19 protein-coding genes are annotated in these 21,443 nt (G+C 49.6%); 8 read left to right on the top strand and 11 right to left on the bottom strand.

What is annotated here, in order from left to right:
- The gene (locus MKA69_RS02855) at positions 1-450 is read right to left on the bottom strand and encodes a GNAT family N-acetyltransferase (protein WP_055029226.1); all 450 of its coding nucleotides are present in this window, start codon (positions 448-450) and stop codon (positions 1-3) included.
- 181 nt (positions 451-631) lie between these two features.
- On the opposite strand from MKA69_RS02855, the gene dbpA reads away from it, so the two are divergent.
- Positions 632-2,014, top strand: coding sequence for an ATP-dependent RNA helicase DbpA (gene dbpA, locus MKA69_RS02850; protein ID WP_055030916.1), 1,383 nt, complete (start codon positions 632-634; stop codon positions 2,012-2,014).
- Positions 2,015-2,016: 2 nt separating this feature from the next.
- On the opposite strand, the gene MKA69_RS02845 is transcribed toward dbpA, so the two are convergent.
- On the bottom strand, positions 2,017-2,586 hold the full coding sequence (locus MKA69_RS02845) for a Crp/Fnr family transcriptional regulator (RefSeq protein ID WP_055029228.1): 570 nt from the start codon (positions 2,584-2,586) through the stop codon (positions 2,017-2,019).
- A 120-nt stretch (positions 2,587-2,706) separates the two neighbouring features.
- Positions 2,707-4,614, bottom strand: a complete 1,908-nt coding sequence (gene cpdB / locus MKA69_RS02840; RefSeq protein ID WP_229600239.1) for a 2',3'-cyclic-nucleotide 2'-phosphodiesterase — start codon at positions 4,612-4,614, stop codon at positions 2,707-2,709.
- A gap of 371 nt (positions 4,615-4,985) precedes the next feature.
- Here cpdB and cobA point away from each other — a divergent pair, with 371 nt between their 5' ends.
- The 4 genes from cobA (at position 4,986) to cysC (ending at position 8,970) form a co-directional block, all read left to right on the top strand.
- On the top strand, positions 4,986-5,852 hold the full coding sequence (gene cobA / locus MKA69_RS02835; protein WP_305847476.1) for a uroporphyrinogen-III C-methyltransferase: 867 nt from the start codon (positions 4,986-4,988) through the stop codon (positions 5,850-5,852).
- 64 nt (positions 5,853-5,916) lie between these two features.
- Complete coding sequence (gene cysD, locus MKA69_RS02830; RefSeq protein WP_305847475.1) at positions 5,917-6,864, top strand: sulfate adenylyltransferase subunit CysD; 948 nt, start codon at positions 5,917-5,919, stop codon at positions 6,862-6,864.
- 17 nt (positions 6,865-6,881) lie between these two features.
- A complete protein-coding gene (gene cysN, locus MKA69_RS02825) occupies positions 6,882-8,312 on the top strand; it encodes a sulfate adenylyltransferase subunit CysN (protein WP_001057925.1) in 1,431 nt (476 codons plus the stop codon).
- Positions 8,313-8,322: 10 nt separating this feature from the next.
- Positions 8,323-8,970 carry an adenylyl-sulfate kinase gene (gene cysC, locus MKA69_RS02820; RefSeq protein ID WP_305847474.1) on the top strand — a complete coding sequence of 216 codons (648 nt, stop codon included), beginning with the start codon at positions 8,323-8,325 and terminating at the stop codon, positions 8,968-8,970.
- Positions 8,971-9,042: 72 nt separating this feature from the next.
- Here cysC and MKA69_RS02815 read toward each other — a convergent pair whose 3' ends face one another.
- The 8 genes from MKA69_RS02815 to msrA form a co-directional block, all read right to left on the bottom strand.
- Positions 9,043-9,942 carry a TIGR03899 family protein gene (locus MKA69_RS02815; protein ID WP_305847473.1) on the bottom strand — a complete coding sequence of 300 codons (900 nt, stop codon included), beginning with the start codon at positions 9,940-9,942 and terminating at the stop codon, positions 9,043-9,045.
- 390 nt (positions 9,943-10,332) lie between these two features.
- Positions 10,333-10,857 (bottom strand): DUF3299 domain-containing protein, encoded by a 525-nt coding sequence (locus MKA69_RS02810; RefSeq protein WP_000689141.1) that lies wholly within the window; start codon positions 10,855-10,857, stop codon positions 10,333-10,335.
- A 52-nt stretch (positions 10,858-10,909) separates the two neighbouring features.
- Positions 10,910-12,169, bottom strand: coding sequence for an FtsX-like permease family protein (locus MKA69_RS02805; protein ID WP_055029233.1), 1,260 nt, complete (start codon positions 12,167-12,169; stop codon positions 10,910-10,912).
- Complete coding sequence (locus tag MKA69_RS02800; protein WP_001110883.1) at positions 12,166-12,882, bottom strand: ABC transporter ATP-binding protein; 717 nt, start codon at positions 12,880-12,882, stop codon at positions 12,166-12,168. The genes MKA69_RS02805 and MKA69_RS02800 overlap by 4 nt, the downstream gene beginning before the upstream one ends.
- A gap of 70 nt (positions 12,883-12,952) precedes the next feature.
- Entirely contained in the window at positions 12,953-13,603 is a 651-nt protein-coding gene (locus tag MKA69_RS02795; RefSeq protein WP_055064367.1) for a DUF2796 domain-containing protein, read from the bottom strand.
- A 46-nt stretch (positions 13,604-13,649) separates the two neighbouring features.
- Complete coding sequence (locus MKA69_RS02790; protein ID WP_081018481.1) at positions 13,650-13,940, bottom strand: DUF2607 domain-containing protein; 291 nt, start codon at positions 13,938-13,940, stop codon at positions 13,650-13,652.
- Between the two features lie 154 nt (positions 13,941-14,094).
- Positions 14,095-14,646 carry a YtfJ family protein gene (locus MKA69_RS02785; RefSeq protein WP_055029236.1) on the bottom strand — a complete coding sequence of 184 codons (552 nt, stop codon included), beginning with the start codon at positions 14,644-14,646 and terminating at the stop codon, positions 14,095-14,097.
- An 81-nt stretch (positions 14,647-14,727) separates the two neighbouring features.
- Positions 14,728-15,366 (bottom strand): peptide-methionine (S)-S-oxide reductase MsrA, encoded by a 639-nt coding sequence (msrA, locus tag MKA69_RS02780; RefSeq protein WP_000884726.1) that lies wholly within the window; start codon positions 15,364-15,366, stop codon positions 14,728-14,730.
- Positions 15,367-15,547: 181 nt separating this feature from the next.
- On the opposite strand from msrA, the gene MKA69_RS02775 reads away from it, so the two are divergent.
- Genes MKA69_RS02775 through MKA69_RS02765 form a run of 3 tightly spaced genes read left to right on the top strand, consistent with a single transcriptional unit; the run spans position 15,548 to position 21,385 of the window.
- Entirely contained in the window at positions 15,548-17,263 is a 1,716-nt protein-coding gene (locus MKA69_RS02775; RefSeq protein ID WP_305847472.1) for an autotransporter assembly complex family protein, read from the top strand.
- Positions 17,260-21,027, top strand: a complete 3,768-nt coding sequence (locus MKA69_RS02770) for a translocation/assembly module TamB domain-containing protein (RefSeq protein ID WP_305847471.1) — start codon at positions 17,260-17,262, stop codon at positions 21,025-21,027. The genes MKA69_RS02775 and MKA69_RS02770 overlap by 4 nt, the downstream gene beginning before the upstream one ends.
- 10 nt (positions 21,028-21,037) lie before the next feature.
- Positions 21,038-21,385 carry a gamma-glutamylcyclotransferase gene (locus MKA69_RS02765; RefSeq protein WP_258462916.1) on the top strand — a complete coding sequence of 116 codons (348 nt, stop codon included), beginning with the start codon at positions 21,038-21,040 and terminating at the stop codon, positions 21,383-21,385.
- Positions 21,386-21,443 lie beyond the last annotated feature (58 nt).

The raw sequence follows: 21,443 nt of genomic DNA, 5'->3' as shown, positions 1-21,443 counted from the left end.
TTAAGCTCTTTTCATGTCGATATGGGGAATGCCATCTTCCAGATAGGTCTCTGAGGTGGCCACAAAACCATAACGGCCATAAAACTCCCGCAGATGTTCCTGAGCCCCAATTTCAATCGATTGCTGCGGCCATAAGTGTTGGCAATGCTCAAGTGCTGTTTGCAGTAACTGATGGCCTAAGCCATTACCACGTGCGCTAGCCTTCGTCGCCACTCGGCCAATACTGACACTTGGGTAACTGATGCCGATTGGCAGCAAACGAGCACAAGCCACCAACTCTTGATCTTGATAGCCAAGTAAATGATGCACACCGCTGACGCGATCTTTGTTATCCAACTCTGGGTAAGGGCAGGTCTGTTCCACCACAAAAACATCCACACGGAGTTTTAGTAGATCGTACAGCTGTGCGGTGGTTAATTGGCAAAAAGGGATACATTGCCAGGTGATCATCTTTATCTCCTTGAATATAAGATCTCTACGAATATGAATAGCAGTACTGTAACAGGCCGCGCAAAAACCAGCGTTAACAAAGGTTAAGGGCAAGCAAGAAAATTTAAATCAAGATTCACTGGAGCTCGCGAGCAAAATGACGATAATAGCGCTTCTTTTTTCGTCACACTGAGGACACCCCTTGAACGCCAACTCTTTTGCAGCTTTGAATTTGAAGCCTGAATTACTCGCTAACCTTGAAACAATGGGGTTTGCTTCTATGACTCCGATTCAGGCGCAATCTCTTCCCGCAATCCTCAATGGACAGGATGTGATTGGCCAAGGAAAAACGGGCTCAGGCAAAACGGCGGCGTTTGGTCTTGGGGTATTATCAAATCTCAATGTGAAACGCTTTCGCGTGCAAGCCCTAGTGTTGTGTCCAACGCGTGAGTTGGCTGACCAAGTGGCAACCGACATTCGTACTTTGGGGCGTACTATCCACAACATCAAAGTGCTGACTCTGTGCGGCGGTATGCCGATGGGACCGCAGATCGGTTCCCTTGAGCATGGCGCACATATTTTGGTAGGCACGCCGGGACGAATTTTGGATCACTTGAGTAAAGATCGTATCGATCTGAGTGAACTCAATACACTGGTATTGGATGAAGCCGATCGCATGCTCGAAATGGGCTTCCAAGAAGCACTGGAAGCGATCATCGCCGCCGCGCCAACCCAACGTCAAACCTTGCTGTTTAGTGCCACTTACCCAGCCAGTATTGAGCAGATCGCACAAAGTGTGACTCGCAATGCGATGATGATCAAAGTCGAGGCGACCCATGATACTTCGAGCATTCGCCAATATTTTTACAAGGTAGATGGCAGTGCTGCGCGTGATGAAGCGCTGGAAACTTTACTGCTGCACCATCAACCCACCTCTTCCGTGGTGTTTTGTAATACCAAGCGTGAAGTACAGAATGTTGCGGATGCGCTGCATCAAAGCGGTTTTAGCGTGATTGAACTGCATGGTGATATGGAGCAGCGTGAGCGTGACCAAGCTCTAGTGCAGTTTGCTAATAAGAGCATTTCTATTCTGGTCGCGACTGATGTCGCGGCTCGCGGTCTGGATGTGGATAACCTCGATGCGGTGTTTAACTACGATTTGTCACGCGATCCTGAAGTGCATGTACATCGCATCGGCCGTACCGGCCGCGCGGGGAGTAAAGGCTTGGCGTTTAGCTTCTTTAGCGACAATGAGAGCTACCGCGTAGCACAAATTGATGAGTACATGGATATCGAGATTGTGCCTTCTAGCTTGCCACAACCTACTGCGGGTGCGCGTCCTTACGCCGCTAACATGGTGACCATCCAGATTGATGGTGGTAAGAAAGACAAGGTACGCCCGGGAGATATTCTTGGCGCGCTGACCAGTGATGGCGAACTGACTGCGGAGCATATCGGCAAGATCAACCTGTTCCCGATGCGCGCTTATGTGGCCGTACAGAAGAAAATTGCCCATAAAGCACTGAATAAAATCGCCAACGGTAAGATGAAGGGACGCCAGTTCCGCGCTCGTTTACTCAAATAATCTCACGCATGATTTCTCAGCCGTGCTTTGATGCGGCTGAGACTGATCGGCGTGATCCCCAAATAAGCGGCGATGTGGTGATCGCAAAGCCGCTCCATCAACTCCGGAAATTGCGCGCACATCACTTGATAGCGCTGCTCAGGCCGATAAAGCAACATAAAGCGCTCTTTTTGCTCCTTGTACAGCAGTTGGGTTTCCAGCAAACGCTGATAAAGAGGGTGGTGACTTGCACGCCATTCCCGCAATACTTCAATCGGTACACCTACCAATTGTACGGGGGATAAGGTCTCTAACATAAATGGCGAACCTTGGCCGCGGATCAGGTTTTCAAAACCGATGGCCCAATCTTGCTCCCAGTAGAACTCTTTACTGAAACTTTTCCCCTCTTCGGTGAGATAACAAGCGTGGCACAGCCCTTCTAACACCCAATACGCAAACGGTGTTTGCTCGCCTTGCGCAACCAAAATATGCCGGGTGGGTAACTCTAATGGTTGGGCAACGCTTTGTAGCTGCGTGCACTCGGCATCCGAAAAGCCATGCTGTTTGAGATAAGCTTGAAACTGCGCTTGCATAAAAGCCTCATAGAAAAAGAGAAACAGCCACTTAGGGTGGCTGTTTACTTTACGTGATAACTCTGGTGACTTGAAGCCGCAGCCGTGTTGGTTGCCGCTTCAATATTGGGTTATCGGTGCTTATTTTTGTAGGTCGATACGATACACCGCAAAGCCGACCTCATCGGTAGCAACTTGGGTCATCGGATATTGGCCTTTTTGCTTGATAAACTGGGCTGCTTTCTCGCTTGGTGAGGTTTCAAAGCGGATATCCAGCTTGGTTTTGCTGGAAATTGGAGCAAATGACCAGTTGTTGTCCGCACTTGGTGTTACTTCACCTTTCTCCTTGCTTACTCGCGCAATGTAATCGGCAACCACTGTGCGGTTTTCATCGGGCGAATCAAACGCAACAAACTTAGCACCTGTCCCTGCAAACTTATTGCTATAAGCGCGATAGTTGTTGGTGGCAATCAAGAACGTCTGTTTGTCATTGATCGGTTTACCTTGGTAGCTCAGTTGCACGATACGCTGTGATTTAGGATTGATCAGTTTGCAGTCGCCGTCGTAGCGTGCAGGTTGAGTCACATCGATTTGGTAATTGACGCCATCAATCACATCAAAGTTATAAGTTCGGAAACCATCCCAGTTGATGAGCGATTGCGGTGCGCTAGACGTCACATCAATTTGATTAAACTGGCCTGCTGAACACTCCAACCACTCTTTAAGCTGCTGACCGCTCACTTTCATGGTGACTAAGGTGTTCGGGTACAGGTAAAGATCGGCTGCGTTACGGAAGGTGAGCTCACCCGCTTCCACTTCGGTAAAACCGTTGGGGTCATCTTTACGGCCACCGGCTTTGAAAGGCGCGGCAGCCGACAGCACTGGCAAACCATCAAGGTTTGGATCGCCTTGAATAAAGCGTTCCACATAATCTTTTTGCGCCAAGTTCACGATTTGTACGGTCGGGTCATCTTGTACCAGCGACAAGAAGCTGTACATCACATCGTTGGCTTTACCAATCGGTTGATTGACGAACTCACGAGTGCCTTTGTGATCGTCTTGCAGCACTTTTACCATTGCGGCATCGGCTTCAACGAGGGCTTTTTTGTTGGCTTTATCAAAGATAGGGCGAGCTTCCGATTGACCGGAAGTGACGGCCCAACGGCCTTGTTGTTTTTCCAGCGTCAGATCCATCACCCCAACATGGCTACCCCAGCGCCCCGGCATTACGGCAGTAACACCATTGATGGTGCCTTTATCGATGTCCGCGCCCGGTACGTTCGCAAAATCTTTGCTTGGGAATACGGCGTGTGAGTGGCCAAACGCAATCGCATCAATGCCTTTCACTTGAGTCAGGTAGTAAACCGAGTTTTCTGCGCCCGCTTGGTATTCATCGGTGCTGATCCCAGAGTGCGGGATGGCCACAATCACGTCAGCGCCTTGTGCTCTCATTTCGGGAATGAATTTTTCTGCGGTCTGTTTGATGTCAGCTGCGGTGACTTTGCCTTCAAGATTCTTCTTATCCCACACCATGATTTGCGGTGGTACAAAGCCGATATAACCGATTTTGATGGTATGCATTTGACCATCGGTATCTTTGAGGCTGTGCTCTTTAATCACGTAGGGTGTGAACAGATGCTGACCGGTTTTGGCATCCAATACGTTGGCATTGATATAGGGGAATGCGGCATCGTTGATGGTCTCTTTTAAGAAATCGAGACCGTAGTTGAATTCATGGTTACCAATGTTGCCCACATCGTAGCCCAGTGGATTCATCGCTTTGTAAACCGGGTGTACTTCGCCGGCTTTAATGCCTTTATCCGCCATGTAATCGCCCATTGGGCTGCCTTGAATCAAGTCACCGTTATCCACCAACACGCTGTTGTCGACTTCGGCACGGGCTTGTTTCACTAGCGTTGCCGCACGTGTGAGGCCAATTTGATCGGAGGCTTTATCTTTGTAGTAGTCATAATCCATCAAGTTGGTATGAATATCCGTGGTTTCAACAATGCGCAGTTTGATTGTATCGGCCATTGCAGGACCGGCCATGGCCAATAAGCCGCCGAGAACTGCTAAAGAAACAGGTTTGATCATCATGGTCATCACAGGCTCCAAAATGAGTGTTAGAGGGGGAAATACAAAACAACTCGATAAATGTAACAAAAGTCTATGAAACAACGATTTCACACATCACTAATTTGTGATGTGGCGCGATACCTTTATCCAAAATTGCCCCCTTGCTCCCAGTTAGCATGCTGCTCTTGCGCAGAGTTGGTCGAGCAATCGGCTGATCTTATTTCGATACGCCCATTTCGCTCCGCTTATATCAGCTTTTGGAATAAAAAATGAAATTATAGAATTTCAGGTAATAAATAGAACTGCTCATAATGCCTGTAACAGACCAATTTAGGATCAAGATTATGGCGCAGGATGCGGTGACCCCCTTTCGTAAAACCCCTCGCTTAGCCGTTGTGGAAGGCTCAAGTTATTCGCGTGCGACGCGCAGCCAACTGCAAGCGGGTGAAGTGGCATTGGTGGGCGCAGGGCCGGGCGACCCTGAGCTCTTGACGGTAAAAGCGCTCAGCTACCTACAGCAAGCGGATGTGGTGCTGTACGACTACTTAGTCTCCGATGACATCATGGCGTTGATTCCGACAGAAACGATTTTAGTCTGCGTTGGCAAACGTGCGGGTCACCATAGTGTGCCGCAAGAAAAAACTAACCAGTTGTTGGTGGACTTTGCCCGCCAAGGCTATCGAGTGGTGCGCATTAAAGGTGGCGATCCCTTCATGTTTGGTCGTGGTGGTGAAGAGTTGGAAGTGCTGTTTGAGGCAGGCGTGAAATTCCAGATTGTCCCCGGCATTACCGCCGCAGCAGGTGCAACCGCGTACGCCGGTATTCCATTGACTCATCGTGACTACGCTCAATCCGCTTTATTTGTGACGGGGCATTTAAAAGCCCAAGCCGAGGATTTGGATTGGTCAACACTGGCGCGTGGGCAGCAAACCTTAGTGATTTATATGGGCTTAAGTAATGCCGCTGCGATTGCTGAGCAGCTCCAGCAACATGGCCGTGATGCTAACACGCCGGTGGCGATCATTGAACGCGGTACACAAACTAGTCAGAAGGTGCTGATTGGAACACTGCAAACCTTGCCAAGTTTGGCGATTCAGGCGCAATCACCCGCGTTGATTGTGGTGGGCGAAGTGGTGGCGCTGGCGAACAAACTGCACTGGTTTGGTGAGCGTCATCAAACTGAGCCGCTTGCTGCTGTGCAATCGGCTTAAGGGTGAGTGTTCATCCCTTTGTTCATTACTCATGATTTAAAAGATATGGCGTTGCCAACGTGCAGTGCCCAGCCGTCAGGCAAGCGAAAAGGAAGCAGGAAAAATGGATCAACAACGTTTAACCCATTTAAAACAGTTGGAAGCAGAAAGTATCCACATCATTCGTGAAGTGGCGGCCGAATTTGATAATCCGGTGATGATGTACTCGATTGGCAAGGATTCATCGGTGATGCTGCATTTAACGCGCAAAGCGTTTTATCCGGGCAAGATCCCTTTTCCTTTGTTGCACGTGGATACCGACTGGAAGTTTCGTGACATGATTACGTTTCGTGATGCGACGGCCAAAAAGTACGGCTTTGATCTTATCGTGCATAAAAATCCAGAAGGTTTGGCGGCGGGGATCAACCCATTTGATCACGGCTCCTCTAAGCACACCGACATCATGAAAACCCAAGGCTTGAAGCAGGCGTTGAACAAATATGGCTTTGATGCGGCCTTTGGTGGTGCGCGTCGTGATGAAGAGAAGTCGCGTGCCAAAGAGCGTGTCTACTCTTTTCGCGATAAAAACCACACTTGGGATCCGAAAAACCAGCGCCCAGAGCTATGGCGCACCTATAACGGCCAGATCAACAAAGGTGAAAGCATTCGGGTGTTCCCGCTCTCGAATTGGACGGAGCTGGATATCTGGCAATACATCTATTTGGAAAACATTGAGATTGTTCCGCTCTATCTGGCGGATGTCCGCCCAGTCGTACAGCGTGATGGCATGCTGATCATGGTGGACGATGATCGTATGAAGCTGCGCGAAGGTGAACAGATTGAGCACAAGAGCGTGCGTTTTCGCACCTTAGGCTGTTACCCACTCACCGGAGCCATCGAGTCACAAGCCAATACATTGACCGAGATTATTGAAGAGATGCTGGTGGCGACTTCCAGTGAGCGCCAAGGCCGTGCGATCGACCACGATCAGTCGGGATCAATGGAACTGAAAAAACGTCAAGGTTACTTCTAAGGATCGAAGGAAAGCGTATGAACAATGCAGTGAAAGAACAGCTTGCTGAGCTCGGTATTGAAGGTTACCTCAATCAGCATCAACACAAATCCTTACTGAGATTCTTAACTTGTGGCTCGGTCGATGATGGTAAAAGCACTCTGATCGGTCGTTTGCTCCACGATTCAAAGCAGATTTATGAAGATCAACTGGCCGCCGTCCATAACGATAGCCAGCGGGTTGGCACCACGGGCAGTCGCCCAGACTTAGCGCTGCTGGTGGATGGCTTGCAAGCGGAGCGTGAGCAAGGCATCACGATTGATGTGGCGTATCGTTATTTCTCAACTCAGAAGCGCAAATTCATCATTGCCGATACACCGGGGCATGAGCAGTACACCCGTAATATGGCGACAGGCGCATCGACTTGTGATCTGGCGGTGATCTTGATTGACGCGCGTAAAGGCGTGCTGGATCAAACGCGTCGTCACTCATTTATCTCCAACTTACTTGGCTTGAAACACTTTATTGTGGCGGTCAACAAAATGGATCTGGTCGATTATTCGCAAGATCGTTTTGAACAGATCCGCGCAGAATATCTTGAGTTTTCAAAGCATTTACAGGGAGAGACCGAGATTCAGATCATCCCGCTTTCGGCATTGGAAGGCGATAACGTGGTCGAAAAAAGCCGTTTGATGGATTGGTATCAAGGCCCATCACTGCTTGAGCTACTGGAAAATGTCGATATTGATCGCGACAAGAGCAGTGGCGCGTTTCGCTTCCCAGTACAGTATGTGAATCGTCCTAACCTCGATTTTCGCGGCTTCGCGGGTACGATTGCTTCTGGAGTGGTGAAAGTCGGCGATAAAATCAAAGCGCTACCATCGGGGAAAACCTCAACCGTGACAAGGATTGTGACTTTTGATGGCGATTTGCCTCAAGCACAAGCCGGTTTGGCGGTCACTTTGACACTGGCTGATGAAATTGATATTAGCCGTGGTGACTTGATTGTGCTGGAAAGTGCGCAAGTCGACAGCACTAATCATTTGTTGGCGGATGTGGTGTGGATGACAGAACAGCCACTGCAAGTGGGGCGTGATTACGATATTAAAATCGCGGGCAAGAAAACCGTCGGTCAAGTAAAAGCGGTGCGTCATCAGTACGACATCAATAACTTGTCGACCTACCATGCCGAGAGTTTACCGCTTAATGGGATTGGGTTGTGCGAGTGGACGTTTACCCAAACTGTCGCGCTGGATAAATATCTGGATTGTGCCGATACCGGTGGTTTCATCATTATCGACCGCCTGACAAACGTGACCGTTGGCGCGGGTTTAGTGCGTGACAGTTTGCAAAATATCACTGGCCAAACCGAGTCGTTTTCAGCCTTTGAACTTGAGCTCAATGCCTTGGTGCGTAAGCACTTCCCACATTGGCAAGCGATTGATTTAAGCCGCTTAGGTAAAGCGTGAGTGAGGATGGATGAGTAAGCAAGCAGACAGCCTGCGCTTTGAACAAGATGCCAAGCTAGAGAATGTGGTGTGGCATCGTCATGCGGTGGATAAAGCGCAACGTGCGGCACTGAAACAGCAGCGCCCTGCGGTACTCTGGTTTACCGGTTTATCGGGTGCGGGCAAATCGACCGTGGCAGGGGCGCTTGAGAACCGTTTAGCGGCGCTTGGGTATCACACTTATCTGCTAGATGGTGATAACGTGCGCCACGGTTTGTGTAGCGATCTCGGCTTTTCTGAGCAGGATAGACGGGAAAACATTCGCCGCATTGGTGAGCTTGCCAAGCTGATGGCGGATGCGGGGCTGATTGTGCTGACCGCGTTTATTTCACCCCATCGCGCTGAGCGTCAAATGGTGCGTGACTTGTTGCCAAATGGCGAGTTTCTAGAGGTGTACGTCAACACATCACTCGATGTGTGCGAAGCGCGTGACCCGAAAGGCTTGTACAAAAAGGCGCGCGCCGGAGAAATTCGCCAATTTACTGGGATTGATTCCGCCTATGAAGCGCCGCTCAATCCGGATATCGATTTACCGTCGGGTGAAAAAAGCGTGGATGAGTTGGTGGCGCAGTGCCTACAGGCGTTAGCAGAGCGTCATATCATTCAACGTTGGGTATAACTCTTTAGATTCAAAATAAACCAAAAGCGACCGTCCGGTCGCTTTTTTGATCTCTTTATTGAGGGCATGTCATCAGACGGTGTGGTGAATCGAGCTGCTGCTCACTTCAGTCTGTACGGTGAATTTCTGAGTCAGAAGTGCGACCAACTGATCGTAATAAGTCATATTGGGTTTGTTACCGAGCAGTCGACACAGTTCATTGCCGGTTGGGCTAAAACGATAATAGATCAGGCGCACGCCTTTGCTGGTCGGCTGCAGATGCAGATTTTTACCCTGATAGCTAAGGAGTAGGGCGGGTTCGGCTTCAATCTCGCCCGATTCCAATTCCGTTGCGTGCAAAAGACCCAGCTCAATCAATACCAACAAGCTGGAATAAGGCAGTTGATGATTGCCTATATTGATGGCTTGGGTGGTAATGCGCTTGCCGAGACTAAACAAGCTATTTTGCGCTTTGTAGCCAATCAGCAATTTCAAGCTGGTGTCTGAGCCAAAACTGCACGCCAGCGCGGCGGCGCGTTGTAAAATCTGCGCTTCTTTGGGCGTCATACCCTGCAGCACCTTCAGTGCTTTCATGGAGGTAAAGCCGGGATTAGTCACTTCACGTTTCAGCACTTGCGCCCACAGGCGCTGCATGGAGCTATTGTGAATATCCTGCGCCATATCAAAAAAGCGATATAGCCAATCTTGGTCTGGGTCGCCAGCGCTTTCATTACGGCAAGAGCTGTGCGCAAGCTTAATGATCTGCTCTAAGTTTTTCTGGCGCTGCTCTTTACGTTGGCGTTCACGCTGTACGGCGCGTTCTAGCGCGCTGTTTTCCGGCGTTTCTGTTAATAACTGGGCATCCAAACCGTGATGACGGGCGATCACCAAAATTCGGCTACCGCTGTCTTTAACATAATGGGAGTGGGTTCGTTTCTCTTGGCTCTGTTGAGAGTCATGCTCGATCACAACAGGCGTCATATTATCCGCCATGCGCTACCTGAAAGCCTCTGCTATGGGTTGTTATTCCCTCTTATTTGATGCCGCAATGGTACTGGCTATGCTCATGGGCGTTCACTCACTTGCCGCCTACCTGCAACTCCAAGTAGTGTGGGTATAGTCTGCTGTAAAATTTACTCTGTTCGCCGCTGAGCAGCCAGTGAAACTCTCGGACTCAGCGCACAATTTTGTGCTATCACAAATGATAATAAATTGTTAAAGTTGTTATTAATGTTTGTGGGGTGGCTATGAAGTATTGGAAAGAGCGCAAATTGGCCAAGTACCTATCGCTATTCATTTTGTTTATCGGTTATTTTTCGGTACTGGCGTATTTATCGAAATATTTGGTGTAACCTCCCCGCGCAAGCGCAGGGAGGATCCGTTTTACATATCGTCGTATTCGGCGATCTCTGTTCCTAGAATGGTGTACGCGGTCTCGGCAAGCTCATGACTGAGTGATTCTGTTTTCAATTCCCCAATCACATAAATCACATCCCACAGCTCTTGAACGGGTGCACCTTTTGGAAACTTCACGTAAATGATCTGGTTCGGTGGTGGGGGCGGTACGTGGATACACGCTCCAAAATAAGGTACCAATAGAAATTCGGTGACTTTTTTATCATCGCCCTCTAATGGGATCACAAACCCTGGAATTTTGACTCGGCTGCCATTGAGTTCGCTTCGTACACTGCCAATGTGTTGCTGCTTGGCTGGTTCATTACCATTATGATCCGGCATTGGCATCCCTTGTTGGTCAAACAAGTTACGCTCTTGCTCGGGGATCAAATCCAACCAATCGAGTTGCAGTACATCCTGCTCGCTAGCGGGTGTTGTTTCTTGATTAGCCCACAGTGGCGTTGAATACAGCGGAGCCATGACGAGGCTCGCGATCAACATAAAAATTTTCATTAAATGCTTCCTTGTGACTGAACTGATTTTGAGTCTGTCACCCATTGTATTTCTATAAGCGAATGGTCATGCCATCACTGAGCGACTGCCGATAAGCGCGCAGTGCAGGAATAAAGCCAATCACCATACCTGCCAGTTGCACACTGCCGAGTAATTGCCACTCATAAGGCGTGAGCCCGGTCAGCGCAATTTGAATGCCGTACTGGCTTGCAATCATCGGGGCTGCAACCGCGAGGAGCAGATAAAGAATACTCACTCCCAGCGCAATCCCAAGTAGGGTCAGCACGCTGGCTTCGCTTACCAACAAAGCAAACACATGCTGTGGTCTTGCCCCCATGGCTCGCAAGATGGACATCTCTCGACGCCGTTCTTGCAAGCTGGTCAGCAAGCTACTGAGCATGCCGAGCAGTCCTGCTATCACCACAAAAACCGAGACGGCCATCAGGGCTTGTTCTGCCACTGACATCATGCCCCACAGCTCATGCAGTGCGACGCCGGGCATGATAGCGCTGAGCGGTTCTGCCGGATAGTCATTGATCTGCCGCTGCAAGGCAAAAGTTTGGATTTTTGATTTAAGTCCAATCAGCATCGCGGTGATTTGTTTAGGCGTGAAATCACGCTTGGCGAGCTGCTCAGCACTTGGTTGATGGCCAAGATTGGCGCCAGACTCCCAACCGACATGAATGGCTTCTATTGCTTCTAAGGATACATGCACGGTTTTATCCACGGGTGTGCCCGTCGGAGCCAAGATGCCGACCACAGTAAACGGTAAATTATCGTGGCGACTAAATCCGACATCACTGATGCCGTGAGCAATAACCACTTTGCTGCCGACCTGATAACCGAGGGCTTTGGCCACATCGGAGCCGATCACGGTTTCAAACAAGCCGTTAAACTCTCGACCTTGAGAAAATGTCAGTGGTTGCTTACTTCCGTAACGATAATGCTCGAAATAACTGTGATTGGTGCCTAAAACGCGAAACCCTTTGTGTGAGTCACCTAAGGAGAGGGGAATCGTCCATTTGACTGCGCGATGTTGGCTAAACTCTTGATAGCTTAGCCAATCAATATTGTTGGTGGCGTTACCAATGCGAAATACCGAGTAGAGCAGCAAATTGACCTGCCCTGAGCGTCCCCCCACGATCAAATCGGTACCCGAGATAGTGTTGGCAAAACTTTCTTTGGCTTGGGTACGGATTCGCTCAACACCAAGCAGTAACACTACCGCGATGGAAACGGTCAGCACCGTTAGCAGTGCCGTGGCTTTACGATTGAGTAAACTTTTCCACGCCAGATTCAGGATCACTTTCATTGCCAACCTCCCGCACGATTCAGAGTCGGTAAGTGGATACTACGCTCAAAGAGTTTTTCGAGTGTTGGATCATGGCTAACAAAAACTAAAGTTGAGCCGACACGCTCCGCTTCTTCACGCAGTAAGGCAATAAAGGCTTCGCGGTTATCAAAATCGAGGGCGGATGTAGGTTCATCGGCGATGATCAGATTGGGCTCTCCAATTAATGCACGCGCTGCGGCAACACGTTGCTGCTGGCCGATGCTCAGCTCTGTCACGGGTTTATTCAGTAACGCGGTGGGTAGGTGTAACCTTTCTAGGAGCGATTGCGCTTTTTGCAGTAAAGAACCGCTGACTTGCTGTTTGCGCAGCGGGGAAAAATGGCACGGTAAGGTCACGTTATCTAAGACTGAGAGATAAGGTAGTAAGTTAAATTGCTGAAAAATATAACCAATGTGGTCAGCACGAAAGCGATCACGCTGGCTGGCACTTAGGGTACGCATATCGCAGCCGAGCAACGCGACGCTGCCTTGGGTTGCGAGGTTAATACCGGTCAATAAACTCAGTAAGGTGGATTTGCCACAGCCACTTGGGCCTTTGATAAACAGATGTTCCCCTTTGGCGACCTGTAAATGGGCAATCTCCAAGGTGGGAGTGCTGGCACCCGGCCAGCCGAAAACCACTTCATTCAACTCAATCACGGATGAAGTAGGATCAGAACGGTGAGCAGGCATCATGGTTCCTTAATGTTTTGGCACTTCAAACGTTGTAAGGGGTAAGTGGTCACTTACCCCTTACTGTTTATTACAAGCTGATGCGGGTTTGTTTCGCGTTCAGTTGTAGCGCACTTTGCTGCTTTTCGGTTAGCACATTAACTTGGATTTTCTCTGTGCTTGGGAAATGCTGGAACCATTGGGTATCTACTTGTTTTAGTTCGTCAATCGCTTCACAGTGGAATTGATACTGTACGGTGAATGTGCCGTGTTGGTGCTCATCATCATGCTCATCGGCTTCATGATCGTGACCTTGGTGGTCATGGGCGGCGTGGTCATGTTCGCTATGAGCGTGCGCAGTATCGTGGTCATGTGCTTCACCCTCTTGATGAGAGTGATGATCTTCATGTTCCTCACCACCTAAATTGTGTTTGATCAGCACATCACGGGTTTCACATTGGGCTTTACTGTTCAACACAAACAGTTTTTCTGGGTGGTGTAGTGCCTCTAAGGCTTTTTCGAGCGCTTGCTTTTGTGCGTCATCTTGTGGTGCGTGTTCGAAACCGACCACATCGGCCCCCGGCGCTGTCACTTCAATCAGTACATCGTGACCATCTTGGGCGATGTTTAGCTCGACTTGACCGTGAACGTGGGCTTCGTGCTGGCGATGCTGATGATCAGCCAAGGCGTTGCCAGACAGGGTTGCGCCGACCATCAGCGCGAGGAATGTTGGGTAATGCATGAATAACTCCTAATTAAAACAAAAGAAACAATCGGTTTGGTTTGTTTTAAGCCGCTGGCGGTGAGCGAGCAAAATAGGAGAGCAGTAACTGGGCGCGTTGGATGGGGCGTTCAACGCTCACTTGTGGAGCCTGTTGGCGCCAACAGGGGAGTACCCACTGCGCAGTTTTAAGGCCGTGAGCTGCACTAGCAAACAACTGACAATCGTGCTGTAAGTGATGCTCAGGATGCAGATCCAATTGGTGGTCAATCACCGCCACGTTGAACCAAAGCGCCAGCACCACAGTGAGCATTGCCACTATGGATAAGCGAGTTGGACGTAGCAGGTATACCGACATAGTGCGCGACCTTGGGTGATTGACGGTTGTTATAATATAACAACTCTCAAATCAGGCAAGCGATGATTCAAAGGGAGTGGAATGGGTGGTCAGCCGAGAAAGAAGGGGAGAAAGTTAGTCTTTACTCACCCTTTATCCTTGTTCTGTTCGGGGGTTACAAGTTTTGTTGAATCAAGCCGAGTACGGTTTGGATTTCAGCATCACTCAGAGCCCCTTCTTTGACAAACAGCACTTTACCTTGTTTATCCTGCACTATGATGGCGGATGATTCAGCTTGCAGCTGCCACGCTTGGGCAACCAAGCCGAATTCATCGAGCACCATGGAAGACCAAGGAAACTCTTTTTTGCTGTCTTGTGCCGACGATTTTACAAATGATCCGGTACCCCAAATCGCATCATCTTGGTTGATGATGGTGGTGGTTTGGTAGCTGTCGGCAGGAAATTTGGCGGCAGTAATCGCTGTCATTAACGGAGCGTTCAGCGCTTTCGAGCTGCTGCGTCCCGCGATAGCTTGAATGACACGAACTTTACCTAGCAGATCAGCTGAGCTCCATTTCTGATAATTGACGTTTTTGTCTTGTAGTACGATTTCGCCGTACTTGTCGACGCCAACGGCTGGCACCGCACCACCGAGAGTGAGGTTGTGCGCAAACGCCAGAGTAGGAGAGCATGCCAAGAGTAAGGCGATAAGTGTTTTATTTTTCATGGTTTTGTTTCCTCAGGTTGAGCAAACAAAGGTATAGCACACAAATGAGGGGAAAGAGAAATTCCCCTCATCAGGATCTCTTTAGAGTGTGGCGTGTGGCGGGAAGCACACACCAGTGCCACCAAGCCCACAATATCCGTTAGGATTCTTCGCCAGATATTGTTGATGGTAGGTTTCTGCAAAGTAGTAGGGGCCTGCCGGCAAAATCTCAGTAGTAATCGATGCACGTTCACGGCTTGCAAGTAAGGCTTGGTACTCCGCTTTTGAGGCTTCGGCGATCTCTCGTTGCTGCTCGGTGAAGTAATAGATCGCTGAACGATATTGTGTGCCGCGGTCATTGCCTTGGCGCATGCCTTGAGTTGGGTCGTGGCGCTCCCAAAAGGCACGCAGCAGTTCACTCAGTGGTAGGCGTTGTGGATCAAATACCACCCGTACCACTTCGGTATGCCCTGTTTGTCCTGTACACACTTCTTGATAGGTTGGATTGGGCGTAAAGCCACCTGCGTAGCCGACTGAGGTAGAAATGATGCCGTCTAATTGCCAAAACAGACGTTCCGCTCCCCAAAAACATCCCATGCCAACTAAAATCTGTTGTTGGCCATCTTGCGGCTCAGCAGAGAGTGAGCTGCCATTGACGAAGTGGGTATCTTCAACGTTCATCGCGGTATCACGACCGGGAAGAGCGGTGTGCGCGGTAACCATAATGTTTTTGTCGAGCATGATATTTCCTTATTGAAGTGGGTGACGCGCTGTCTCTTTGAATATAGCAAGCAGCAACGTCCTGATTATCTTCGATACAGACCGGAGATTTAACCGTTTTCATACAGACGCAGCGATTCATTGACGCTATGATGCCCCTGTAGCAAAAATGTCACCGTTGTATAACGAGTTTAAATCAAGCATGAGACGAAAATCACTCCCCGCCTTACTCTCGCTCTGGTTGTTTTCAGCCGTATCTTACGCCGATGTGAAATTAGAGATCACAGGCTTAAGTGGTGCAGAGAAAGATAACGTCGATGCCTATCTGTCGTCGATTGCTCCTCAGGACTATTCCACCAGCTTGCGTTTTCAATCCCAGCTAGAAAAAAGCATTACCGAAGCACTGAATGCGCTCGGTTATTATCATGCTAACCTGCATTTTACGGTGTCAGAAGATAATCAGCGCTTGAGTGTGGCGGTCACCTTAGGCGAAGTGACTCGTTTTAGTGAAGTGGATATTGTGATCAGCGGTGAAGCGGAAAATGATCGTGATTTCCAACGGCTGATCCGACGCAGTGGTTTAAAAGTTGGTCAGTCGCTCAATCATAGTTTGTATGACAATTTAAAATCAGGGCTCCGCAATCTTGCATTGCAAAAAGGTTATTTCAATGGTGACTTTCAAGATAGCCGACTGGAAGTGATCCCTGAACTGAATCAAGCGCGAGTGAAATTGCATTTCGATAGCGGGATTCGTTATCAATTTGGTGCGACAACCGTAGAAGGCAGTCAAATTGATGAAAATCGAGTGATGTCGCTGCGCCCTTTTAAGCAAGGTGACCCGCATTTAGTCTCGCAAGTCGTTGAATTTAACCAAAATCTTTCCAATACGGATTGGTTCTCTTCGGTGTTTGTGGAACCCGATTTATCGCAGCTAGATCAAGGTCGAGAGTTACCGATGAAGGTCTCGCTTGCTCCACAAGCGCGTAACCAATTGGAGACAGGTTTGGGGTATTCGACGGATGTCGGGGTACGTGGTTCATTAAAGTGGAAAAAACCTTGGGTCAATAGCTTAGGCCACAGTTTCGATAGTAGCTTTTCCCTTTCGGCACCGGAACAAACCATCACGGCGGGCTACAAAATACCCTTGGATGATGTGTTGCATGAGTATTACCGCATTCAGTATGGCATGAAGCATGTCGATAAGCGTGATACCGAGAGTTTGGAATCGAACCTTGCGTTAGAGCGGCATTGGCAGCTCGATGGTGGATGGCACCGTACGATATTTATCCGCTATCTGTTAGAAAACTATGAGCAAGGTTTGCAAGACGATAATAGCCAGTTTTTACTGCCGGGGGTGACTTACACCCGAACGCGGACTCGCAGCTCTGGCAGTTTGCTCACTTGGGGTGACAAACAAACCATCACTCTTGAATATGGCGATCCGGCATTGCTTTCCTCAACGCGTGTCGCGCGTGTGCAAGCGGGATCATCATGGTTGCGGACATACGCACGCAATCACCGTGGCTTAATTCGAGTGGATGGTGGTGCTAACCTTGCTGACCAATTTGATCAACTTTCCCCCTCATTACGTTTCTTCGCTGGTGGCGATAACAACTTGCGCGGTTACGGCTATGAATCGATTTCACCGAAAGACGCCAGTGGGGCATTAACGGGGGCGAAATACATTGCGACGAGCTCGATCGAATATCAATACCGCTTAACGGGTAACTGGTGGGCGGCGATGTTTATGGATGTCGGGGATGCGTTTAACGATAACCCAGACTGGAAAAAAGGCGCGGGGGTCGGCGTGCGCTGGGTTTCTCCTGTCGGCCCGATTCGTTTGGATTTCGCATGGGGGCTCGATGCCAACCCGGGTGAAGAGTTTAAAATCCACTTCACCTTGGGGCCTGAACTATGATCAAACGGGCTCTAAAATGGACCAAATGGTTCTCCATGTTGCTGTTGGTGTTGGTGATTATCTTAGTGCTGGCATTGGCGGGCGCGCTGTTTACCAACCCCGGCTTGCAAGCGGTATTGTGGGGCGCGCAGCAAGCGCTGCCGCAGTTGAAAGTCGAACAAGCCCAAGGCGCGCTGTTTCCCCGCTTTACTCTGCAAGGGGTCTCTTACTCTGATCGCGAGCTTAACCTGACGTTGGCGACTCAAACATTGAGTCTAGCGATTAACCCTAACTGCTTACTGGAACCGAGTATCTGCATTAATGAGCTGGCGATTAACGGTTTAACCTTGGATTTGCCTTCTTTGCCTTCTTTGCCTGAAAGTGAAGAACCTCCGGTTGAGCCTGATGCGGAGCCGCTCAGTGAGCTTTCCACGCCAATCCCGATTCGAGTCGGTAAGCTCGCGCTAGACAACATCCAACTGAATATTCTGGGTAACCAAGTGGCGTGGCAGCAATTTCGTACTCGTGCGTCTTGGCAAGGGAGCCGACTACGTATCGGGCAAACCGAGTGGCAAGCGATTCGCCTTGCGTTAGCAGAGAGTGAAACCGCTAATGAACCCGCAAGCTCAACAACCACGGATAGCACCGAGCCCTTCGTGTTGCCTGACGTGTTGATCCCACTGCAAATTGAGTTGGAGCGGTTTGATATCCGCGATTTTCGTTTGCAGCAAGAAACGCCGATCATCGTTAATCACTTGGGTTTGCAAGCCAATGCTGCTGGGCATCAAGTGGCGATTTCAACGCTGGAATTAAGCATGCCGGAGTTGGATGCTCAATTAAGTGCGGAAGCGACGCTGAGTAACGACTATCCACTGCAGTTGGATCTGCGTAGCCAAATTCATTTAGAGGATTTCAAAGGACAAACGTTAGCACTGGCAGCACAGGGCAGTGTGGCGGATCTCAATCTGCAAGCCAGCCTCGATACACTGGCGCAAGCGCAACTCAACGCCCACTTTAATCTGCTGGATGCGGAGTTGCCGTTTGACCTCGAACTGTCAAATGTCAAAGCACAATGGCCAATGCAGGGTGAGGGTGATTATCGAGTTCAGATCCCGCAATTGAATGCGGCGGGGTCATTGAAGAGTTATCAGTTGGCGTTACAAGCAGCATTGCAAGGAAAGGATCTGCCCGATATCGCTCTTGTCCTTAAAGGGCAAGGCAATGTCGATGAGATTGCTCTGCAATCGTTAAAGGTGGAATCGCTAGGCGGTTCCGTCACGGGGAGCGCGGTGGCAAACTGGAAAAATCCGCTCAATTGGGCCGCTCGTTTAAATCTGAAAAATATTCAGCCTGGTCTGCAATGGCCTGAAGCAGAAGGGAAAATCAGTGGCGAGTTGGATACCTCTGGATCGTTGACCGAGCAAGGCGGTTGGCAAGTGGAGGTGTCGCGTTTAGCGATCAACGGCATATTACGTGATTACCCGCTGAAAGTGCTGGGTGAAGTGAGTGCTTCCGACCTCAAGGGTCAAGGCGATATTGCGTTGATCAGTAAAGGGTTATCGTTGATTCACGGGCCTAACTCGCTGACGGCGAAAGGGCAACTGACAAAACAGTGGCGTATGTCGGTTGAGTTGGATGTGCCAGATTTAAGCAAATCCGTGCCGGACGCCAAAGGTAAAATCATTGGGGATGTATTGCTGCGTGGTGATCTCAAGCAGCCGAGAGTCAAACTCTTGCTCGATGCCGATAGTGTGCAGTGGCAAGATCTGGTCTCGATTGGGCATTTAACCTTGCAAGGTAATCTGGTGCCGCTACCGGAACCTCAAGGCGATCTCTCGCTGCAAGTGCGCAATATTCAGTATGAAGATCAGCGGATTGACGCTGTTGATTTGAAAGCCCAAGGCTCGCAGAAAAAGCATTCAGTCACGCTAGATGTGGCTTCTGAGCTAGCGTCGACGAGCCTTGCTTTGAGTGGTCGCTTGCGGCTAGAGCCATCACTGCGTTGGCAAGGTGAATTGGAACGCATGTGGCTAACCTCACCACAAGGACAATGGTTGTTACAACAGGCCACAGCGCTGTCGTTCGATCAAAAAACCGAACGAGTTAAGGTTGCTGCCCATTGTTGGAGACAAGACGAGGCTTCACTCTGTTTGGAGGAAGAGGCGGAATTGGGCGCGCGTGGAGAAGCCCGTTTAGCCATCAAACAATTCGACTTGAAACAGCTAGCCAGCGTATTACCGAAGGAAACGACACTCAGTGGTGGTTTAGATGGGCAAGTGTGGGCGAAATGGGCTCCGAAAGCGGCCCCCCAATTAAAAGCCAACCTCACATTGACATCGGGTCACGTTACGCAAAAATTAGAAAAAAGCGTTACATTTGGTTGGGATAAAGCACAATTTTCTGCTGATCTTGCCAAAAACCAACTGCAAGCCAGTTGGTTGTTAGACGCAACTGATAACGGTGACCTGACCGGTAATATCAAAATAGCGGATGTGCGTGCCGAGCAGAAAACCATGCTTGGGGCTATCAACCTAACCACGTTTAACTTTGATTTCTTGCAGCCACTCATCGGGGAATACAGCGAGGCGAAATCAAGCATTAATGCCGATGTGCAATTCCATGGGCCGATGCTGCATCCTCAACTGGAAGGGGAGGTGTTGGTCAATGATATCCGTGTCAAAGGAGACATTTCGCCAGTCGATGTGCAATCAGGACAGGTGTCACTCAAATTTAACGGTTATCAGGCAATGTTAACTGCCGATATCCAAACCACGGATGGCTTGCTGGAAGTGGATGGGGATGCGAACTGGCAATACTTGGATGATTGGCGAGTGAAAGCGCGAGTGCACGCTCCCTCCATGATGGTGGATCTGCCTCCGATGGTGAAAGTCAAAGTGATTCCGGATCTCACACTGGCGATGCAGCCGCAACTGGCACGTGTGACGGGGAATATCGCTTTACCTTGGGGGCGGATCGTGGTGGAAGAGCTGCCACCGAGTGCTATTGGTGTTTCGAAAGATCAAGTGTTGCTGAATGCGGACTTGCAACCTCTGAGTGAGAAAGAGTCGTTACCATTTACTGTGGAAACGGATGTGAACGTGCAAATTGGAGACGACTTCCAACTCAACGCCTTTGGCTTACAAGGCAACCTAGTCGGGCGGCTGAATGTCGCACAAAAAGACAAAGGTCCGTTCATTTTAGGTGAGGTGAATATTCGCAACGGTCAATACCGCTCGTTTGGGCAAGATCTACAGATCAAAGAGGGTAAGATCTTAATGAATGGTCCTGCGGATCAGCCTTATTTGGCGATCACGGCGATCCGTAACCCAGACAACACCCAAGATAATGTGATCGCTGGGGTGCGAGTGAGTGGCCCCTCCGATGAGCCCTCACTGACTATTTTCTCTGAGCCAGCCATGCCGCAAGCGAATGCGCTTTCGTATTTGCTGCGTGGACAGAACATCGATGGTGAAACGGGCGGCAACGCCATGACCACCACATTGATTGGTTTGAGTTTGGCACAAAGCGGCAAGTTGGTGGGCGAGATAGGCCAAGCCTTTGGCGTGCAGGATTTACAATTGGATACCGCAGGCTCTGGGGATGATTCACAAGTGACCGTAAGCGGTTATATTCTGCCCGGCTTGCAAGTGAAATATGGCGTAGGTATTTTTAACTCAGTCGGCGAATTTACCGTTCGTTATCGCTTGATGCAGGATCTGTATCTGGAGGCCGTCTCCGGTGTCGACAGCGCCGTGGACTTGCTCTATCAGTTCGAGTTCAACTAAGGAGAGAGATGTGCAGCACCTCGTTTTTGTGTATGGCACTTTGCGTTACGGAGAGAGCAACCATACTTACTTACAGCAGAGCCAGTTGCTTGGCCAATTTGAAACGAAACCCGAGTATGCCCTGTATGATTTAGGCGCGTATCCAGGATTAGTGGAAGGGCATCAATCGGTGCATGGTGAAGTCTATCTGGTGGATGAACATACACTCGCCCAACTGGATATTTTGGAAGATGTTCCCATCGAGTATCGACGTGACACGATTGAGACCCCGTTTGGTACCGCGTGGATCTATATTTATCAAGAAACCCATCGCTTGCATTCGCTGATCGATTCCGGAGATTGGTGCCAGCGTGTCTAGTTCTGACATACAAAGAAAAAAGCCAGCTTAATGCTGGCTTTTTTATGCTCAAAACGTG

The organism is Vibrio sp. AH4, from assembly GCF_030710545.1.
Lineage (GTDB): Bacteria > Pseudomonadota > Gammaproteobacteria > Enterobacterales > Vibrionaceae > Vibrio > Vibrio metoecus.
The sequence above is the reverse complement of the archived record's forward strand: the minus strand, read 5'-3'. Positions and strand labels throughout refer to the sequence as shown.